This is a genomic window from Desulfobacterales bacterium, assembly GCA_029211065.1.
Classification (GTDB): Bacteria; Desulfobacterota; Desulfobacteria; order Desulfobacterales; family JARGFK01; genus JARGFK01.
The window spans coordinates 1-16,964 of the sequence record JARGFK010000018.1; the positions used below are offsets into that span (position 1 = coordinate 1).

Consider the following 16,964-nt stretch of genomic DNA (forward strand, 5'->3'; position numbering starts at 1 on the left):
CCCCGAAATCACCGGGTATCATCCAGGAAATTTTATATTTGCTATAAGCCAATCGCTTAAGTTAACGACATTGACTTTGAATTGTTAAATGAAACATGTCCTCTCCGGCCATACACTTAAAAAGTAAGTGCTTTGCAGTCACGCCACCAAAAAAGAGGAAACCTCCGTATTCCGTTCCTGTGAATACATATGAACCTGAAGGGCAAGCGTCATTACATTCGCAAAATAAACCCGCAAAATCTGTAAAGTTGATGGAGTTGTTTTTGACGTAGACAAAAAGATTTGCCCCGCCACCCAGCCCAACCGGATCCGGCGTCAAGTATCTGCCTGTAGCAGGGTTATAGTACCGATGGTAGTTATAGTAGAGGCCTGTTTCATGATCATAATACTGGCCGGGGAATCTAAACTCATTTCCCACTACATTGGCGGTAATATTCACTTCCCCGAACGGCAGATAATCCGCCTGCCAGACCACCTCGGCATTTTCATCGGTCACCACCTGTGGCGTTCCCAGGTGGTCCAGGTGATAAAAGACCAGTCGGCTTGTTTTTGACGCGGTTGAAATGGAAAAAGCCGTCCGGGCTGCCGTTGCAGTGTCCTGCCCCTTCCTGTTTTTTTTGCCCTTGCTGATTACCCGGATGGTGTCAACGCCGCTGATCAGAAATGCATCCGCTTCCCCTTCGACAAGCATCTCAACTCCGTCGCCCGGCTGCAGCGTGCCGGATACCCGGGCGCGGTCAAACTTGGCCATCAGGTTCGGGATGCCGTCGCTGTCAAAATCTTCCACCTGTACCCTGTCCGCATAAACCGTACCATTTAAGGTGAGGGTTGCCGGATCAACTTCGGCCACATCAAAATCTTCCGGCAGCTGGATGAACGCCGTGACCCAGTTGCCGTGACTGTCGAGGTTCAGGGTGTCCGGATCAATGTCAACCAAAGCTTCAACTACCTGTTTACCACTTTTTATCCCGGCCAGCAAGCGGCCGTCCAGCCAGATGTATTCGTTGACGATGTTGCCTTTGCCGTCTGCCTCGGCCATCAGGTTGCCCTGCTGGTCATACAGATAAATGATTTGTTGGCCGACTGCCGTTTTAACCACCCGCTGGCCCAGGGCGTTATAGACATATTCTCCCAAAACAGAACCATTATCCGCAGCTCGGATCAGCCGGTTGTTCTGGTTGTAGGAAAGGCTCCTGGTTCCCATGGCGGTGGGATTACCATTGGCGTCGTAGGTATAGGGCAGGCCGCCGGCGTCGGAAAGCCTGCTGGTTCCGGGAACGTAATTATAAATATCCACCGTGCCGTTGAGGTTTTTGCTGAGGCGGTTTCCCACATTATCGTAAATGTAGCTGATGGAACCATAGATCCCTTCTGCAGTGATCAGGCGGTTTAGCGGATCATAACCGAACGACTGGCTGCGGGCGGGATCCAGCAGGTTGTCAATGTGGATGATATTGCCGCCCGGGTCATAGGTGAGGCTGCGGTTATAAACATTTTCCGTTTGGGCGGTTGTCGGCCGGTAAAGCTGATCAAAGCTGCCTAATAAGCCAAGGCCGTTTCCAAAGCTCAAGGCGGTTATGGGACCAAACGGCAAATGGATGATTTCATTTGCGAGAACGGTTTCCGCCTCTTCAAAGATACTGGCAGCCTCTATGACCTGACCGGCGGCATCATACCGGTAACGGACCCTGCGGTTGTTGGGATAGGTGATTTCGCGAATTCTCCCGGCCGAGCTGTGGGCATAAAGGGTCGTGTGTTCAAATCCGTTTACCGTCCGGGTCTCCCGGATCAGACGTCCTGCAAAATCGTATCCGTATGATACGGCGCCGGACGGATCCCGGATGCCGGTAAGACGCCCCATGCCGTTTTGACCCTGATCATAAGAAAAGAATACGTTCTGGTCTGGATCCGGGTAATAAATGGCGGTCAGGCGATTTAAGGCATCATAGGTGTATTGAACCGTAATGCCCCTGGCATCGGTTTTGGAAATCAGGTTGTCGGCATTGTCATAGGCATAGGTGGCGGCGTTGGTGTCCGGCGAGTCGGTTTTAAGCAACCGGCCCGGATCATCCTGCTCGTAGACGGTGCGGTGGCCTTCGGCGTCCGTAACCGCAGCAAGATTATCGTTTCCGTCATAGTCATAGACCGTTTGAACGCCCCCGGGCCGGGTGACGGCCCTCAGGCGGTTCAGGCTGTCGTGGTTATAAAAGGTGGTTTTTGCAGCCGGGTCGGTGACGGCCTGGATATTGCCGCCGGCATCATAACTGTATTCGGTATAGGTGTTGTCCGGGTTGATCTCCTTCCAGAGCTTGCCGGGGTGCTGCGGTCCCTGGTAGCTAAAACGCCTGAAATAAAGCCGCTCGCCATCAAAAGCATGGATGCTTTGCTCTGCGATGTTTCCCTGCTGATCGTATCCGTAAAACAAATAATTTCCCAGGGGATCCTGGGCATTCGTGAGCCGGCCGTATACACTATCATAGACAAAGGCTGTAGACACACCGTCAGGATCGATGGATTCATGGAGGCTTCCTGCGGTGTCATAGCTAAATTCGGCGACAGCATTGTCTGCTTCCCGGGTGATGGAGGTAATGCGTCCGCGGCCGTCATAGGTCAAAAGGGTGGTATTGCCGTTTTCATCCGTGATACGGCCGGCCTGGCCGGCGCCGTCATAATCGGAATAACTGACGGCGCCGGTCAGGGGCCGGGTCACGGCAAGGAGGTCGCCCGAGGCGGCATTGTAAGAAAAGGCGATGGTGTCCTGGCTGCCGGGCAGGGGGCCGTCAATGGTCAGGACCTGACCCTTGCTGTTATACGTATAGGCGGTGGTGCGATCAAAGAGAACCACATAGCCGGCAGCATCCCGGGTAAACCCGCGCTCGATCAGCCGGTAGACCCGGCGGGTGGGGTTTTCATTCGGTGTTTCGTCGCCGTCACTGTCATAGTCCCAGATGGTGACCTTGCTGCCGCTTCCAAGGAGGCTGGTCTCGGTCCGGCTGAGTCTGGCGTCGATATCCGGGTGATACGTGTAGAAAATGGTTTTTTCATCCGAATTGCCCACGGCTTTTTTGAAGATGCGGGCATTGCCGCGGCTGTCAAAATCGTCAAACTGGTCGATCCGGCCGCCGGCGTATGCCACTTCGATGGCCCGGCCCAGGTTGTCATATTCGATGCGCGTGACTTCATCGCCGCAGTCGGCGCAGCCGGAAGGACCGCTGATATCCGTGACTTTTTTGCGACCGTCGATATCCCAGATGGCGTAGGTGCGGGCAATGCCGTAGGCGTCGGTCACCCGGACTTCGTTATTGCTGACGTAATGGATGCTGACGCCCTTGCCGTCCCGGGTAAAATTGCTAACGGCCCTGTCCTGGCTGTCATAGGTCCAGGAAGACAGCAGATGCCCCAGCTTGTCTTTTTTGGCGGTGAGGTTGTGATTGCCGGGATTTACATATTCATAATTGTAGCCGGAGCCGTCGGCATAGGTGACGGATATCAGGTTGCCGCTGGCGTCATATCCATAGTGCACCCAGATGCCATTGCCTACAGCTGGGGTTGTCGGGCCGGATATGGATTCTATCCTGCCATTACCGTCGTAATTAAAGGTGAGGGTCCGCCCGCCGGCTTCATCGACAACGGATGCCAGGCGGCCTGCGGCATCATAGGTCAGCAATCGATGCTTGCCGGAAGGTTCTTCAATCCGAATAAGATATCGGCCTGAATTCCACATAAATCGGCGCCCATCCAGCCGGTACCAGACAAAGTTGCCGTTTTCCAGCTGCACATGGGATCGTTCCTTGAAAGCGCCGCCATGATCCGTAAAGTAAACGCCGCGGCCGGTCTCATCGATAATTCTCAGGTATGAAACGCCGTTATATACAATCCCTGTATTTAAAATAGCGCGGTAGTTGTGAATCCAGCCGTAGCCGCTGCCAACCAGGGTAGTGGAGCGGCTGTTGTAATATCGTGTAAATTCAAAATGCTGGCCACCCGGGGAGGGAAAACTCAAGTCTGTCTGGGATTCAAAGTTGTTGCCGTTGTATATCGATATGGGATTGCCGACTTTTTCTTTTTCACATACAGGATATTTAGCATCAGGATCTTTGCCGAAGTCAACATTCAGGGGCGCATACTGCTTGGGCGCGTAACTTGAAAGCAACTGTTCAGGACAACAGCCCGCCGCCTTCTGTTCAGGGGTGCGCGAATCGCCGAAGGGACCCCAATTCGTTATACAGCCGGGTTCCGATCCAGAATTAAACAAGGCTATTAACCCATCCGATTGTTGCAAACAAGTTGGGCACATAGGACCACAACAGGCGGTACTTACATTCCAACATATTTGAGAACCAATATAAGTGCCGTCACAACGGTACTTTTGAAAACGGCGTTCTATATTAACACCAAAACCTGCTCGCGTGCCGCAAGGATATTCTTCGCATCTGGGATAGCCGCCAAACGAAACGGCTTTTAGACGATAAGCAGGCTCAATGACTGTGAACGCGGTAACTGATGTCGTATAGGTGTTTATGGCGATTTGAATTGAACCGGTATTGCCATAAGAATCGACCACCTGAATTGTAGGATTGTTTGCACAATTGGGATTAGAAGTCGGTGCGGTATAGGCTGTACTTTGCCCCGAGGCGACACTTAAGGTCCCCCCACCGCTTTCAATGCTCCATGTATAGGTGTTGCCGGTTTGATAGTTCATGATGGACAGAACCTGCTGTTCACCCGGGGTCATTTTTGTTTGGCCGCTGATGATGGGTGCTTCTACGGCGATGGCGACTTGTCCAGGAAGGATTAAAATTAAAAGGGTGGCGAACAGGAAGGAAAGCGCACGTTTGCAGAAATGTTTTTCGAGTTTAAAATGATCCATGGTTCTCACCATCCTCCTTTTAAACTAAAAATGTTAACTGCTAATTAAAAGTAATGGTGGTGAAGGAGAGGGGTACAGATACGTCCACAAATATTAGCAAGGTTCGGGCCAAAATTTGACTACCCATTAACAATTCATCAAACAAACGATATAACTCGTTTAAAAAATAAAACATAATGTACTTTTAGAAAACGGCGGCATCCGGTTGTGATAGCTTGAATATCGGGAAAATTGAGAATTAGGCCCATGTTATGCACAAAAAAATGTGCACGCCATGCACATAATTTTGTGCATAATCATTTTTGACCGCCTGTATCAGTTTTCTGGATGTAATGATGTAATTTGGTGGGGACGTCTGTGGGGAAAAAGCTTTGTATGCTTATAACGTTTAGAATTATTAATAAAGCATATTTTAACCCGTGCGATGAAGATTCATAAGATTCCTCTTTGGGTGAATGTTGAAATGTTTCACGTGAAACAGGCAAAAGCCGAAAATGGATTGGGCAATTTTATATGGCAGGGCGCACAATTTTTTGTGCAACTATAAAGGCGTGCTTTAAGCGGCGCTATCCTAAACGACCTTTAATTCATTTTCGGCCAGGGAATTGTCCGTAACCATAGCGATGGACTGCAAACCAAACTCTTTTTTAAGCGTCATAATATTCTGGTTGCGAATCCCCTGAAGACGGGACAGGCTGCGGGGGTGAATCTGTATGCTAATGGATTCGGGACTGTTTTTTAAATTTTGCAGCAGCGACCGGGCTTTGTCCAGAAAAAAGTCGGCATATACAAGCTGGCCGAAGGCCGGGTGATAGGGGCCGGCCAGGATATTTGTGCCGGCGTCAAGCTCTTCCGAAGACTGCAGACCCATGCGGATGACCGGAATACCGCGGGCTTCAAAAATCCGGTAGAATTTTTTGGCGAGGGAAACAGCCGCTTCCAGTGATAGGGGTTGATATTCCCCCCTTTGGAACAGCCGGGCCAGGGGGCTGTTTTTAAGGACCACGGTGGGATAGATGCGGACAAAGTCGGGTGAGAGATCAACTGTTTTTTGTGCACTTTTGACGGCGCGGGCTTCATTGTCACCGGGAAGGCCCAACATGAGCTGCAGGCCGATTTGGTATTTTTTCTCCTTCAGCAGCTCCACCGCCTTTTGCGTGTTTTTTGCCGTGTGCCCACGGTTGGAAAGTGTCAGCACGCTGTCATCCATGGACTGGACCCCGAGCTCGATGGCGGAGATGGGAAAAGCTTTCAGCCAGTTGAGCCGGACGGCATCAATGGTGTCCGGCCGGGTGGAAAAACGGATGCTGTCCACTTTGCCGGCCCGGACAAATGCGGCGGCTTCTTCCAGCAACATCCGGACATTTTTTTCCGCAAGGCCCAGAAAATTTCCACCGTAAAAGGCGATTTGAACGTTTTTTCGCGTTTTGTTCTTATAGGCGACAAACGAATTCACCTGTTCGCAAAGGGATTCCGCACTCGGCAGAGATGGTTTTTCACCAGTGATGGCTGTCTGATCGCAGAACACGCAGCGGTTGGGGCAGCCGGCATGGGGCAAAAAAACAGGGATGATAAATGGTTTTTTAGTTTTGCGGCTGCCGGTATTCATTTTCGTTTCTCTTGAACCCTGGACCCCTCGGCGCTTTGAATCCTTTCAGGGTCATCCACTCTTTTGGGTGTGATCCTAACTGGTTAACATTTCCAGGGCCAGCCGCGCGGCTTCCTGTTCGGCCGCCTTTTTGCTCTTGCCGATGCCGTCGGCCTGCAGGGAAGCAAATGCCACCCGGGCGGTGAAGGTTTTGTCATGATCCGGGCCGTTTTCATCAACCAAATGGTAGGTGGGGGTTTCGCTGTGGATTTGCTGCACCAATTCCTGGAGCCGGGTTTTAAAATCAGGAATGGCGGTCGGCCGGGCGATGGTTTCAAACAGATCGGCGAAGCGGGCTTCAATGATTTGAAATGCGGCTGAAAATCCGCCGTCCAGGTAGATTGCGGCCAGCAGGGCCTCAAAGGCGTTGGCCAGGATCGATTTTTTCTTGCGGCCCAGGGTCTGCAGCTCGCCCTTTCCAAGCTGAATATAATTTCCCAGGTTTATGGCAACGGCAAAGGCCGCCAGGCGGGACTCGTTGACAATCCCGGCCCGCAGGCGCGAAAGTTCGCCTTCTTTCAGCTCCGGATTGCGCTGCATGAGGATATGCCCCACCACCAGGTTCAGAACTGCATCTCCTAAAAACTCCAGCCGTTCGTTATCGCGCAGGCCTGTATCAGGCTGTTCATTGGCATAGGAGCTGTGCCGCAGGGCCTCTTGGAGCAGATTCTTGTCCTTGAATTCATAGGAAATTGTCTGTTCAATCAGGTGTAGATCGCTCTCTTCCATAGTACCGCACATACGTTTATTTTGTGAATACAGGCATCAGGGGGAAACGGTTAAATCAAAAAGCGTTATCGATGGAGATTTTGCTGCAGTTTTTCGTAAATCTCATAAGGTACGAAAAAATCACCCCTTCCGATGCCCATTTGAATTTCGGGTTTGAGGCTGCCATGAAAGTCCGTGCCGCCGGTCATGAGCAGACCGTGCTTTTGGGCCAGCTCCATACACTGGGCGGTATATTCCGGCGGATGGTCCGGATAATACACTTCCAGCCCTTTGAGTCCCATGGCTTTCATCATGATCACCAGATCTTCAAGTTCTTTTTCGCTTTCGGTCTCCAGCAGATAAGGATGCGCTAAAACCGGAAGGCCGCCGGCGCTGCTTATGAGCGAGATGGCCTGGGACGTATCGACCCGGAATTTGTCTACATAAGCGGGTCTCCCTTTTCCCAGATAATTGTCAAAAGCATCGTTAATGGAGCGGGCGTATCCTTTTTTTACCATCAGGCGGGCAATATGGGGCCTTCCCAATAGTCCGTCTCCGGCGATGCGGTTCACTTCCTCAAGGGTAATATCCAGGCCGAGCTTGTTCAGGCGTTCGATGATGCGTGGATTTCGGTTGTTGCGGGCATCCTGCAATTGAAAGAGTATCTGGTTTAAAAGCGGATCCTCGGGGCGAACGCCGTAACCCAGAATATGAAAACTTCCGGGGCAACGGAATGGCGGGGGTGGGGTTGCACTGATTTCAACTCCGGTCAGGAATCGAACCGAGGGCGGAATGCCGATGCGAAACGATTCCTTGACACCGTCCAGGGTGTCATGATCGGTAATGGCGATTGCACCAAGTTCGAGTTCGTGGGCCAGTGTAAGGATTTGGGCCGGGGTCGACGTGCCATCGGATACAGTGGTGTGAATATGAAGGTCAATCCTCACACAGTGGTTACAATCCAAGGGCTTTCTCTAACGCCTCCTCTTTGGTTTTGCAATCAATGCACTGTGTCGTGACCGATCTGGCCTTAAGCCGCTTTACGGTAATTTCTTCACCACAGGATTCGCACATACCAAAGGTGCCGTCGTCAATCCGTTCAAGGGCCTTTTTGATTTTTTTGATCAACTTGCTTTCACGGTCTCTGATGCGCAGCATGAAATTGCGGTCCGCCTCGAGGGAAGCGCGATCGGTGGGATCCGGGAAATTTTCCTTGGGGGCCGTCATTCCGGAAACCGTATCATCCGCCTGACTCAATAGTTGTTCCAGCTGATGGGTTAAAAGTTTTTTAAAGTAGTTTAAATCTTTCTTTTTCATAAGCAGCCTTTTCAAAAATGAGAATTATCTGATTGACGCGTTGGTGTCGGCATTTCTCAGCTGATGCGCCTGCCCAAAACAACCTTTAAGATACATGATGCATTTGCCGACCAAAGCATACAGCCGGGACGCCAAGATTAAATTTGAAAAAGGATCATTACATATTAGCACCAAAAGTAAAAATTTGTAACATATGTTAAATTTTATGTAAAGGATTAAATAGCCTATCATCAAGGTCAAGGCCGATCTCAAAAATTTTCTTTTGGAAAGGATTCAAGACCCCTGCAGTCCCGTCAGGGCGAGGCAGGGTTTGCGTTCGCTGTTGCGGTTCAGGGTCTGTGTCCGGCACCGGTCCCGTCAGCCGTTAATGTCAGCGGGGTTTTTCCAAATGCCCTTCTTTTCGCAGCAGATCCTGATACCAGCAGCTAAATTCGAACATTCCCACGAACCGTTCGTCGCTGTTGATGATTCCCAGACAGATCTCCAGAACACCCCGACCATATGCATTGCTGTATTGCTCAAGGGGTCGCGATTGTAAAAATTCTCTGACCAGCATTTGAGACGTTCGCTTGGTGGGGTCACGACGGATATCGATGGGGTCTTTGGGCTCCTGAAAAGGATCCCAGCGGTCATATCCCTTTTTGAGGATGTGCTGCTGGCGCCGGGGGGACATGCTGTTAAAAATGGCCTTTTTTCTCTCCTCCTCATCCGGATTGTGCGGGGTCATTGTTTCCTCCTTTTTTCCGGCTGTTTCCATCCGTTTCTGGTGTTTCTATCGGCGAAAGGCCTAAATAGTCCTCATCAAAAACCGTCAGCAGTGCCATGGAAACCGGCAGGAGCATGTCGGCCATTTTTATATGCCGGGAACCGAGCGCTTTAACCAGTGCTGCCGAGATATCAAAAAGCTTGCGGTGTATAACGTCCAGATTGACGGTCGGATACGCGGACCCCTTGACAAAGCCGGACTTGCCGCAGGTGTGACCGGTTCCCTGGATGGAAGTGGGGATGCCGTAAAGCCGGCATGTAATCGGCCGGAACGCATACAGGCCGCACCGGTTTTTTTCGTCCAGCAAGGGGCAGCGGATCCGTTCTTCAGCCACCTGGGTCAAAACGTCGGCTTCAGCCGCTCCCCTTTCCAGGGCCTGGAGCGCCCGTCGTTTGATCTGATAAACGGAGCGATCGGCCCGGTTGGCGATTTCCAGGAGGGTGTCTTTTTCCGGACCACTGAATATTCGATTAAAGTGATGATTCAGATATAACGCCTCGATCAGCGTCAGATCAAAAAGCGCATGGCAGCAGTCGGCGCATTCTATCTTGCAGGTCACACAATCGCTGTGTTCCTTCTTGACACGGCTGAATGTGCTGTCAGTCATTTCAACAAGGGTTTCATATTGGTTAAAAAAGGGCTGTAACGTTTTACGCATAAAAGAAAAACCTCGCTTTCTGATAATTCGCCGGAGTCGTTATCTTTATAAATATAGCTCAAGGATATCGGAATGCAAGTTCCCGGCGGGTTTTAATTGAGATAAGATGTTAGATGTAAACGGAACCCTGAATGTTTCACGTGAAACATCACTTGCCGATGCAAAAACGGCTGAAAATTTGATCCAGAATGTCCTCTTTAACATTGATCCCGATTATATCGGCCAGGGCATCTGCTGCTTCCTGAAGATCAATGACAACAAGCTCCAGAGGGGTGTCTGCCTTGAGGGCTTCCAAAGCATTGCGGATCGCCAGCAGGCCTTTGTCCAGAAGCTGCTTATGACGCAGGTTGGGGATCATCTTTATTCGAAGATCCAGACGAGCGTCCCCCATGGAAACCGATGCAATCAAATCTTTAAGGCGGTCAATGCCTTGATTGTAAAGGGCTGAAATCCGGACCCGGGGCAGGAACTGCCAGCTTTCCGGCAGGCGGGCCGGATCAGGGTCCGTAACCAGATCCTGTTTGTTTAAAACCAGAATGACATTTTTGGTTTTAACAGACTCAAATATCTGAAGGTCTTCACTTTTCAGTGGTACGCTGGCGTCGACCATAAATAGGACCAGGTCGCTCTTGCTGATATAGTCACGGGTTTTTTGAATCCCAAGCACTTCCACCGGGTCCAGGGTTTCATGCAGGCCGGCGGTATCGGCAATTATTACCGGAATGCCATGAATGTTGAGGGTTTCTTCGATAAAATCGCGGGTTGTACCAGGAATCGGGCTGACAATAACCCGGTCTTTTTGAATCAGGCGGTTCATCAGGCTGGATTTGCCCACATTGGGCCGGCCGGCCACCGCCAGATTCAAACCGTCCCTGAGGATATGCGCGTGGCGGTAATGTGCCACCAGTTCTGATAGCGGTTTTACAACGGCTCCCTGCAAGGTTTCAATTACAATACGGATTTCAACCGGTTCGACATCATCTGGAAAATCGATGGCCGCTTCCATCAAAGTCATGACGCCCAGCAGCGCGTTTCTTGCAGCCCCAATACATTCCTTGAATTCACCCTTAATATGGGCGGAAGCGATTTCAAGGGCATCTTCGGTACGGGCATTGATGATATCAATGACAGCTTCGGCCTGGGTCAGATCGATGCGGCCGTTAAGAAATGCCCGTCTGGTAAATTCGCCCGGCTCGGCAAGGCGGACGCCTTGGCGCAAAAGCAGTTCCATAATAGCACGAAAAACAGTCATGCCGGAATGGGTATTGATTTCAGCCACATCCTCTCCGGTATATGAGCGGGGGGCGCGCATGACGGACAGGAGAACTTCATCCAGGGTACGCCCTGTTTCGGGATCTACAATATGGCCAAGATAGAGTCGATGGGATTCCAATATAGCCGGATTGTCAAAGGACGATCCGGCAGATCGGGCTGCATTTTTGCCAGTTTTAACAAAAATGGTCGAAGTTATGGATACAGCATCCGGTCCAGAGATTTTAATAATACCGATACCGGCGCTGCCCGGCGGGGTAGCAATGGCAGCAATGGTGGAAGGGTCCATGGTTTCGGTTTAGGTCGATTTTTTCTTTTGAGTGTTTTTCTTGGGAAAAATCATCAGCTTGCGATATAAGCCCTCTCCGATACTCTGGGTCCGAACCGCCATGTCGTCTTTTAGGGCCACATGGACGATTCTGCGATCATGGGCGTTCATCTGACCGGCAGAAGCGGCTTTGCCGGTGTGCTTCACTTTTTCTGCCAGGCGACCGGCCAGCTGTATCAGATTGTTTTTTCGATTTTTCAAATAGTCTTCAATATCTACCTGGACGCGAATGCGGTCATCGTTTTGCCGGTTGACGATTTTTTCAACCAGATATTGCATGGCGTCAAGTGTCTGGCCGCGTTTGCCGATCAGTATGGCTGAATTGCCGCCGCTGATATTAAACAGGGTGTGTTCGGGATCCGTTTCAATGGAAATGGAGGCCCCTGTGGTGATGGTGTCGACGATCTGCTGAAGTGCGTCCTTGCCTGCCTGCAGGGCGGCTTCATCCGGCGGCGAAGGGGTTTTATCCAGCGGCGGGGTGGTTATATCCGGTTCAATTTCGGCAGCAATTTCAATGGGTGGAGGCGCAGCCGTTATTTCAGGGTCTGGGTTATCTTTTGGAATATCCTTCTGATCCGACGGTGGCGGTGTGCGCACCTTTTTGGGTTTGTTTGGTGCGCTGTCCGGTACTGTGACGCGAATACGCGCTTTTTTGGCGCCCACCAGGCCGAAGATCCCGGTGGATCCATAGGAAATTACACTGTATTTAAGCTTATCTGCAGGGATGCTCAGATTTTTGCTTGCATTCTTAATAGCGATTTCAAGATCTTTACCTTCAAATTCCATCTGTGAGGGCATGCTATTCCTCCCTGATTAAGCAGTTTTTTTGGTGATGTAATATTGCTGCGCCATTGAAAGGATGTTGTTGATAAGCCAGTACAACACCAGCCCCGATGAAAAGTTAATAAAAATAAAAGTAAAAATGACCGGCATGAACATCATCATTTTGGCCTGCATCGGATCGCCCGGCGTGGGTGTCATTTTCTGCTGCAGCAGCATGGAGGCCCCCATTACTATGGTTAAAACCGGAATCCCGTATGGCGGCTCCATAAAAGGAATTGAAAAGCTGAAACTGAACAACCGGTCTGGTGCGGACAGATCGTTGATCCAGCCCACAAAAGGGGCATGTCGCAGTTCAATGGCCTCGTATAGCATCCGGTACAGGGCAAAAAATACCGGAATCTGGGCCACCATCGGCAAGCAGCCGCCCATGGGGTTGATCTTGTAGACCCGGTAAAGCGCCATAACCTCTTCGTTCATCTTTTTTTTGTCGTGCTTGTATTTTTCCCTGAGTTCGGTCATCAACGGTTGAAGTTTTTTCATTTCATTCATGGACTTGTAGCTTTTGGTTCCCAGGGGCCAGAGGAGGATTTTGATGAATAACGTCAGGATGATGATGTCAACGCCGTAATTGGGAATCAGTCGGTACAATTGATTCATCAGCCACAGGCAGGGTTTGGCGATAAAGTCAAACCAGCCGAAGTTAACGGCCTTGTCCAGGTCGAAACCAAACTGTCTTAAAATGCGCATGCTTTTGGGGCCCAGAAAGAGCTGGTATTCGAACCGCTGTTGGGTTCCGGATGGTATTACGCTGACCGGCTGACGGTACTGGGTTTCCAGCAGGTTATTTTCTTTTTGAATAAGATGCATACCGGCCTCAACATCGGTGATCTGGGGGATAATGCTTTCCATGAAATAGCGGTCCTGGACAGCCACCCACTTTAGCTTACCGGTATAAGTGTTTTTGTCTTTGATTTTTTTAATTGCGATATTTTCAAGCTTGTTGTTGATCAGTGCGCTGGGGCCGCTGAAGCCGTAGCGCTCTTCTTTTTCAGGCAGCAGCGTCATCAGGGAAAGCGTCAGGCTGTCTGTGATGGTCCGGGGGGAAGCGTTCTGGATCGTAACCGTCAGCCCGATGCGATAGGTCTCCGGTGAAAACAGGTAGGTCTTTTCAACAGTGATTCCCTCATCCGTTACATATACAAATGAAACGCTCTGGGGGCTGCTGGTGGCATCTATCATTTCAGCCGGGGTTTGGGCGGCAAAAATGGCGTGATCAATACCCCCCAGACTTTTTCCGGCAAACCCGGTCAGGATCGTGCCGGATTCCAGCCCGGCTGGAACCAGGTTCATGTAGGGAGAATCTTCCTCAACCCGCTTCCGATAGTTTTTCAAAACAAAGCTTTTAAAAGCAGCCCCTTTTTCGGAAATCTCAACGGCATAGAAAGGCGATTGAACCGTGATTGTTTTGGCTTGGGAACGGGGTGTAAGCTCGGCCGGTTTTGCCGCGGGAACCGCGGGGGTGATGATCGGCTCAACCGCTGGTGCGGCGGGTGTGGCGGGGGCGGATTGATCCGACGGAGCCGTCGTTTTCTGCTGCTGCGGTGCTTCTTTATCTACAAAAAGGGCCTGCCAGGCAAAAAAAACAAGAAAAGAAAGTGCTATGGCGATTAACAAACGTGATTGTTCCATGATTTTCTCCTGCTATTCAGAAGGAATATAAAAATTACATCTGGTATATATTAAAATTAGGGCTTAGCAAAGGGGGATAATTCTTTTGCGGGGTGTAACACATCCGATTGCAGGATTTTTAAACTGCTGCAATTTTCGGCGTTGCGGTCGCACCGTTCAAAGGATATGGATTAACACCGGGCCTGGCTGCCGGTTAAGGAATCGGGTCGATTCCGCCGGAATGAAAAGGGTGGCACCTCAAAAGCCGTTTAAGGGCAAGGTAGCCCCCCCTGGCCAGACCATACTGCGCCAGCGCTTCGTAAGCATAATTTGAACAGGTCGGGTAAAAACGACAGGCAGGCGTCAGGACAGGCGACACGATGTACTGATAGGCTTTTATGAGCAATAAAAACAGCCTGACGATGATTTTGTTAATTACCAAGGTTCCTCGGTATCCTGTCGAAGACATTCTGCAGGGACGAAACCGCCTGGCCGGAAGTTAGATCGACGGCTTCTTTTTTGGCGATAATAACGATATCCCAGCCACCTTTTAATTTATGCCTGTTTAGCCGAAAGAATGCACGCGACATCCGTTTGATTCTGTTGCGCGTCGCAGCGTTGCCAACCTTTTTTGTTACGGTGATGCCAAGACGGGACCTGTTAGAGCGTCCGGGACCATACGAAGCAATGAAGTGATTATTCTGAATTTTCGTTCCTGTCTGCTGCAACCGAAGAAAATCGGATCGCTTTAAAATCCTGTCCGTCTTGGTAAAAAAAAAGCGCAAAAGATTTTAGCCCGCTGTACCCCTATAGTTAAAGTTTTATCCCGCTCTGCCGCCCGGTTCAGCCACTGAATTGGGGGAAAGTCCCAAAAATTAATTTGATTGCTCAAATAAAACAGGTACCTTCTGTTTTAGTGCAAAGCAGAGTGGTATCCCACATACTCAAAATGATGATATTTCGTGTTAACGAACCGAAATAACTAAATATTTTCGCTATAGCGACAAAGCTATTTATACCGCTAACCGCATCCGGCCTTTGGCCCGGCGACGGCTAATGACCCGCCTGCCCCCTTTGGTGGACATCCGTTTTAGGAAGCCATGGGTTCGGGCACGCTTTATTTTGCTTGGCTGATAGGTTTGTTTCATATCTAAATCCCCTTACGAGCGTATGTTTATACTTAAGTCATAAAATTTTTTATAGTGTTCTCCGGAACACCGTTTCAGTCAAACCGTGGAAATAAAGCATAAACGATTTATGATGTCAAGGAACAAATTATGGGTTCTTATGGTTTCCGGCCGGCCGTCATTATTAAGAAAGGGTCATCTCCATGATATCAAATTCTTCCATATGAAACTGGGGTTCGGGAAAGATAACGATCTGTTTGCCGGTCTTTTGCTCCAGGGCCGTGATGGCATGGTTTTCTTCCCTCAGCATCAGCTCCGCAATATTGGGATTGACGCGCAGCGTCAGCCGGGCGCCGAGCGATTCCATGGCCTCGCGGCGGAGTTCCCGGTAAATATTGTAAGAAATCGATTCTTTGGAAATCAAATATCCCTCGCCTTCGCAGTAAAAACAGGGCTCGCACAGCAGCCGGTTGAGGGGCTTGCGGATCCGTTTTCGGGTCATCTGAATCAGGCCCAGCTCCGACATGGGCAGTACGTTGGTTTTGCTGCGATCCTTTTTCAATGCTTCGATCAGGGATTGAAAGACTTTTTCCTGGTTGCTTTTTTTGCTCATGTCAATGAAATCGATAATAATTATACCGCCGATATCGCGCAGACGGATTTGATAGGCAATTTCCTTAACAGCCTCCAGATTGGTCTTTAATATGGTTTCATCGAGGTTGTGCTTGCCGACATATCTGCCGGTATTCACGTCAATGGCCACCAGCGCCTCGGTTTGTTCAATCATGAGATACCCACCGGACTTCAGCCAGACCTTTCTTTTCAGCGCCCTGGAAATATCCCCTTCAATATTGTAAACATCAAATATCGGTTCTGTGCCTTCATATAACTCAACGGAATCTTTCAGGCTGGGGCTGAACTCATCCAGAAAGGCGAGCACGGATTCATATCCCTGCCGCGAATCTATAACCAACCGTTCGGCTTCATGTATCAGCAAATCCCTTACCGCCCGCAGAATCACATTTAGCTCTGAGTGCATAAGGGCTTGCGCCGGCGCGGTTTTATATTTTTTTTGGATGTTTTTCCACAGGTTGTTGAGAAACTCCATTTCATACGCCAGTTTTTCGGCCTGAATTCCTTCACTGGCGGTTCTGACTATGTAGCCGAGATTATCCTTTCGCAGGGTCTGAGTCAGATCTTTTAAACGGAGCCGTTCGGTTTCATAAATAATTCGCCGGGAAATCCCGATGTGGTCCGAGTCCGGTACCAGCACCAGATAGCGACCCGGAAGCGACACATAAGACGTGACCCGGGCCCCTTTGGTTCCCAGGGGCGCCTTGGCGACTTGAACCAGGATTTCCTGTCCCTCTTTAATCAGATCTTCAATGGAAAAATCCTTTTTATCAAAGCCGCCCGGGGAGGGCTCTGGCGAAATCTCTACAGCAGAGGAATCATTGGCCGAAGGCGCTTCCTCCGTTGTTTCGGATGTGAATAATTGTTCCTCCATCCGGTTAAAGTGATGGCCGTTGATATCATTTACATACAGAAACGCGGCCTGATTTAGTCCGATATCCACAAAAGCGGCCTGCATTCCCGGAAGAACCCGCTGAACCCTGCCCTTATAAAAATTCCCGGCGATATTGGACTCATCTTTCCGCTCGATAAAAAGTTCCACAATCGTTCCATCCTCCAGGAGGGCAACACGGGTTTCATGCGGGGCAACATTAATTACAATTTTTTTATACATACGGATCGGGTCCCTTTTGTAAAAGCCAATCGGATACATTATACGTCAAATACCCCATCGTTTGCAATTAAT

Annotated in this window: 13 protein-coding genes; all 13 read right to left on the minus strand. The window is 50.1% G+C overall.

The features are described 5' to 3' along the window. Positions 1-61: 61 nt before the first annotated feature. The 13 genes from P1P89_05855 to P1P89_05915 all read right to left on the minus strand — a co-directional run bounded on the left by P1P89_05855 (position 62) and on the right by P1P89_05915 (position 16,892). Positions 62-4,153 carry a DUF6531 domain-containing protein gene (locus tag P1P89_05855; protein ID MDF1591023.1) on the minus strand — a complete coding sequence of 1,364 codons (4,092 nt, stop codon included), beginning with the start codon at positions 4,151-4,153 and terminating at the stop codon, positions 62-64. 1,288 nt (positions 4,154-5,441) lie between these two features. After that, complete coding sequence (locus P1P89_05860; GenBank protein ID MDF1591024.1) at positions 5,442-6,479, minus strand: radical SAM protein; 1,038 nt, start codon at positions 6,477-6,479, stop codon at positions 5,442-5,444. Between the two features lie 75 nt (positions 6,480-6,554). Then, on the minus strand, positions 6,555-7,247 hold the full coding sequence (gene rnc / locus P1P89_05865; protein MDF1591025.1) for a ribonuclease III: 693 nt from the start codon (positions 7,245-7,247) through the stop codon (positions 6,555-6,557). A 65-nt stretch (positions 7,248-7,312) separates the two neighbouring features. After that, complete coding sequence (locus P1P89_05870; protein MDF1591026.1) at positions 7,313-8,173, minus strand: PHP domain-containing protein; 861 nt, start codon at positions 8,171-8,173, stop codon at positions 7,313-7,315. A gap of 7 nt (positions 8,174-8,180) precedes the next feature. After that, complete coding sequence (dksA, locus tag P1P89_05875) at positions 8,181-8,543, minus strand: RNA polymerase-binding protein DksA (GenBank protein MDF1591027.1); 363 nt, start codon at positions 8,541-8,543, stop codon at positions 8,181-8,183. 370 nt (positions 8,544-8,913) lie between these two features. Continuing rightward, positions 8,914-9,270, minus strand: a complete 357-nt coding sequence (locus P1P89_05880; GenBank protein ID MDF1591028.1) for a hypothetical protein — start codon at positions 9,268-9,270, stop codon at positions 8,914-8,916. Further along, positions 9,248-9,967: a YkgJ family cysteine cluster protein gene (locus P1P89_05885; GenBank protein MDF1591029.1), complete on the minus strand. Its 720-nt coding sequence runs from the start codon at positions 9,965-9,967 to the stop codon at positions 9,248-9,250. The genes P1P89_05880 and P1P89_05885 overlap by 23 nt, the downstream gene beginning before the upstream one ends. Before the next feature lie 148 nt (positions 9,968-10,115). Next, complete coding sequence (gene mnmE, locus P1P89_05890) at positions 10,116-11,528, minus strand: tRNA uridine-5-carboxymethylaminomethyl(34) synthesis GTPase MnmE (protein ID MDF1591030.1); 1,413 nt, start codon at positions 11,526-11,528, stop codon at positions 10,116-10,118. A 9-nt stretch (positions 11,529-11,537) separates the two neighbouring features. Continuing rightward, positions 11,538-12,365, minus strand: a complete 828-nt coding sequence (locus P1P89_05895; GenBank protein MDF1591031.1) for a Jag N-terminal domain-containing protein — start codon at positions 12,363-12,365, stop codon at positions 11,538-11,540. 15 nt (positions 12,366-12,380) lie between these two features. Next, entirely contained in the window at positions 12,381-14,039 is a 1,659-nt protein-coding gene (gene yidC, locus P1P89_05900; protein ID MDF1591032.1) for a membrane protein insertase YidC, read from the minus strand. Positions 14,040-14,232: 193 nt separating this feature from the next. Then, a complete protein-coding gene (yidD, locus tag P1P89_05905; GenBank protein MDF1591033.1) occupies positions 14,233-14,460 on the minus strand; it encodes a membrane protein insertion efficiency factor YidD in 228 nt (75 codons plus the stop codon). Positions 14,461-15,031: 571 nt separating this feature from the next. After that, complete coding sequence (gene rpmH, locus P1P89_05910; GenBank protein ID MDF1591034.1) at positions 15,032-15,166, minus strand: 50S ribosomal protein L34; 135 nt, start codon at positions 15,164-15,166, stop codon at positions 15,032-15,034. A 163-nt stretch (positions 15,167-15,329) separates the two neighbouring features. Next, complete coding sequence (locus tag P1P89_05915; protein ID MDF1591035.1) at positions 15,330-16,892, minus strand: Rne/Rng family ribonuclease; 1,563 nt, start codon at positions 16,890-16,892, stop codon at positions 15,330-15,332. Positions 16,893-16,964: the final 72 nt, after the last annotated feature.

Coding starts and splice junctions, on each gene's coding strand:
- rnc (MDF1591025.1), bottom strand. CDS start 7,247: ATGGAAGAGAGCGATCTACACCTGATTGAACAGACAATTTCCTATGAA.
- yidC (MDF1591032.1), bottom strand. CDS start 14,039: ATGGAACAATCACGTTTGTTAATCGCCATAGCACTTTCTTTTCTTGTT.
- mnmE (MDF1591030.1), bottom strand. CDS start 11,528: ATGGACCCTTCCACCATTGCTGCCATTGCTACCCCGCCGGGCAGCGCC.
- P1P89_05860 (MDF1591024.1), bottom strand. CDS start 6,479: ATGAATACCGGCAGCCGCAAAACTAAAAAACCATTTATCATCCCTGTT.
- rpmH (MDF1591034.1), bottom strand. CDS start 15,166: ATGAAACAAACCTATCAGCCAAGCAAAATAAAGCGTGCCCGAACCCAT.
- dksA (MDF1591027.1), bottom strand. CDS start 8,543: ATGAAAAAGAAAGATTTAAACTACTTTAAAAAACTTTTAACCCATCAG.
- P1P89_05915 (MDF1591035.1), bottom strand. CDS start 16,892: ATGTATAAAAAAATTGTAATTAATGTTGCCCCGCATGAAACCCGTGTT.
- P1P89_05885 (MDF1591029.1), bottom strand. CDS start 9,967: ATGCGTAAAACGTTACAGCCCTTTTTTAACCAATATGAAACCCTTGTT.
- P1P89_05895 (MDF1591031.1), bottom strand. CDS start 12,365: ATGCCCTCACAGATGGAATTTGAAGGTAAAGATCTTGAAATCGCTATT.
- P1P89_05880 (MDF1591028.1), bottom strand. CDS start 9,270: ATGACCCCGCACAATCCGGATGAGGAGGAGAGAAAAAAGGCCATTTTT.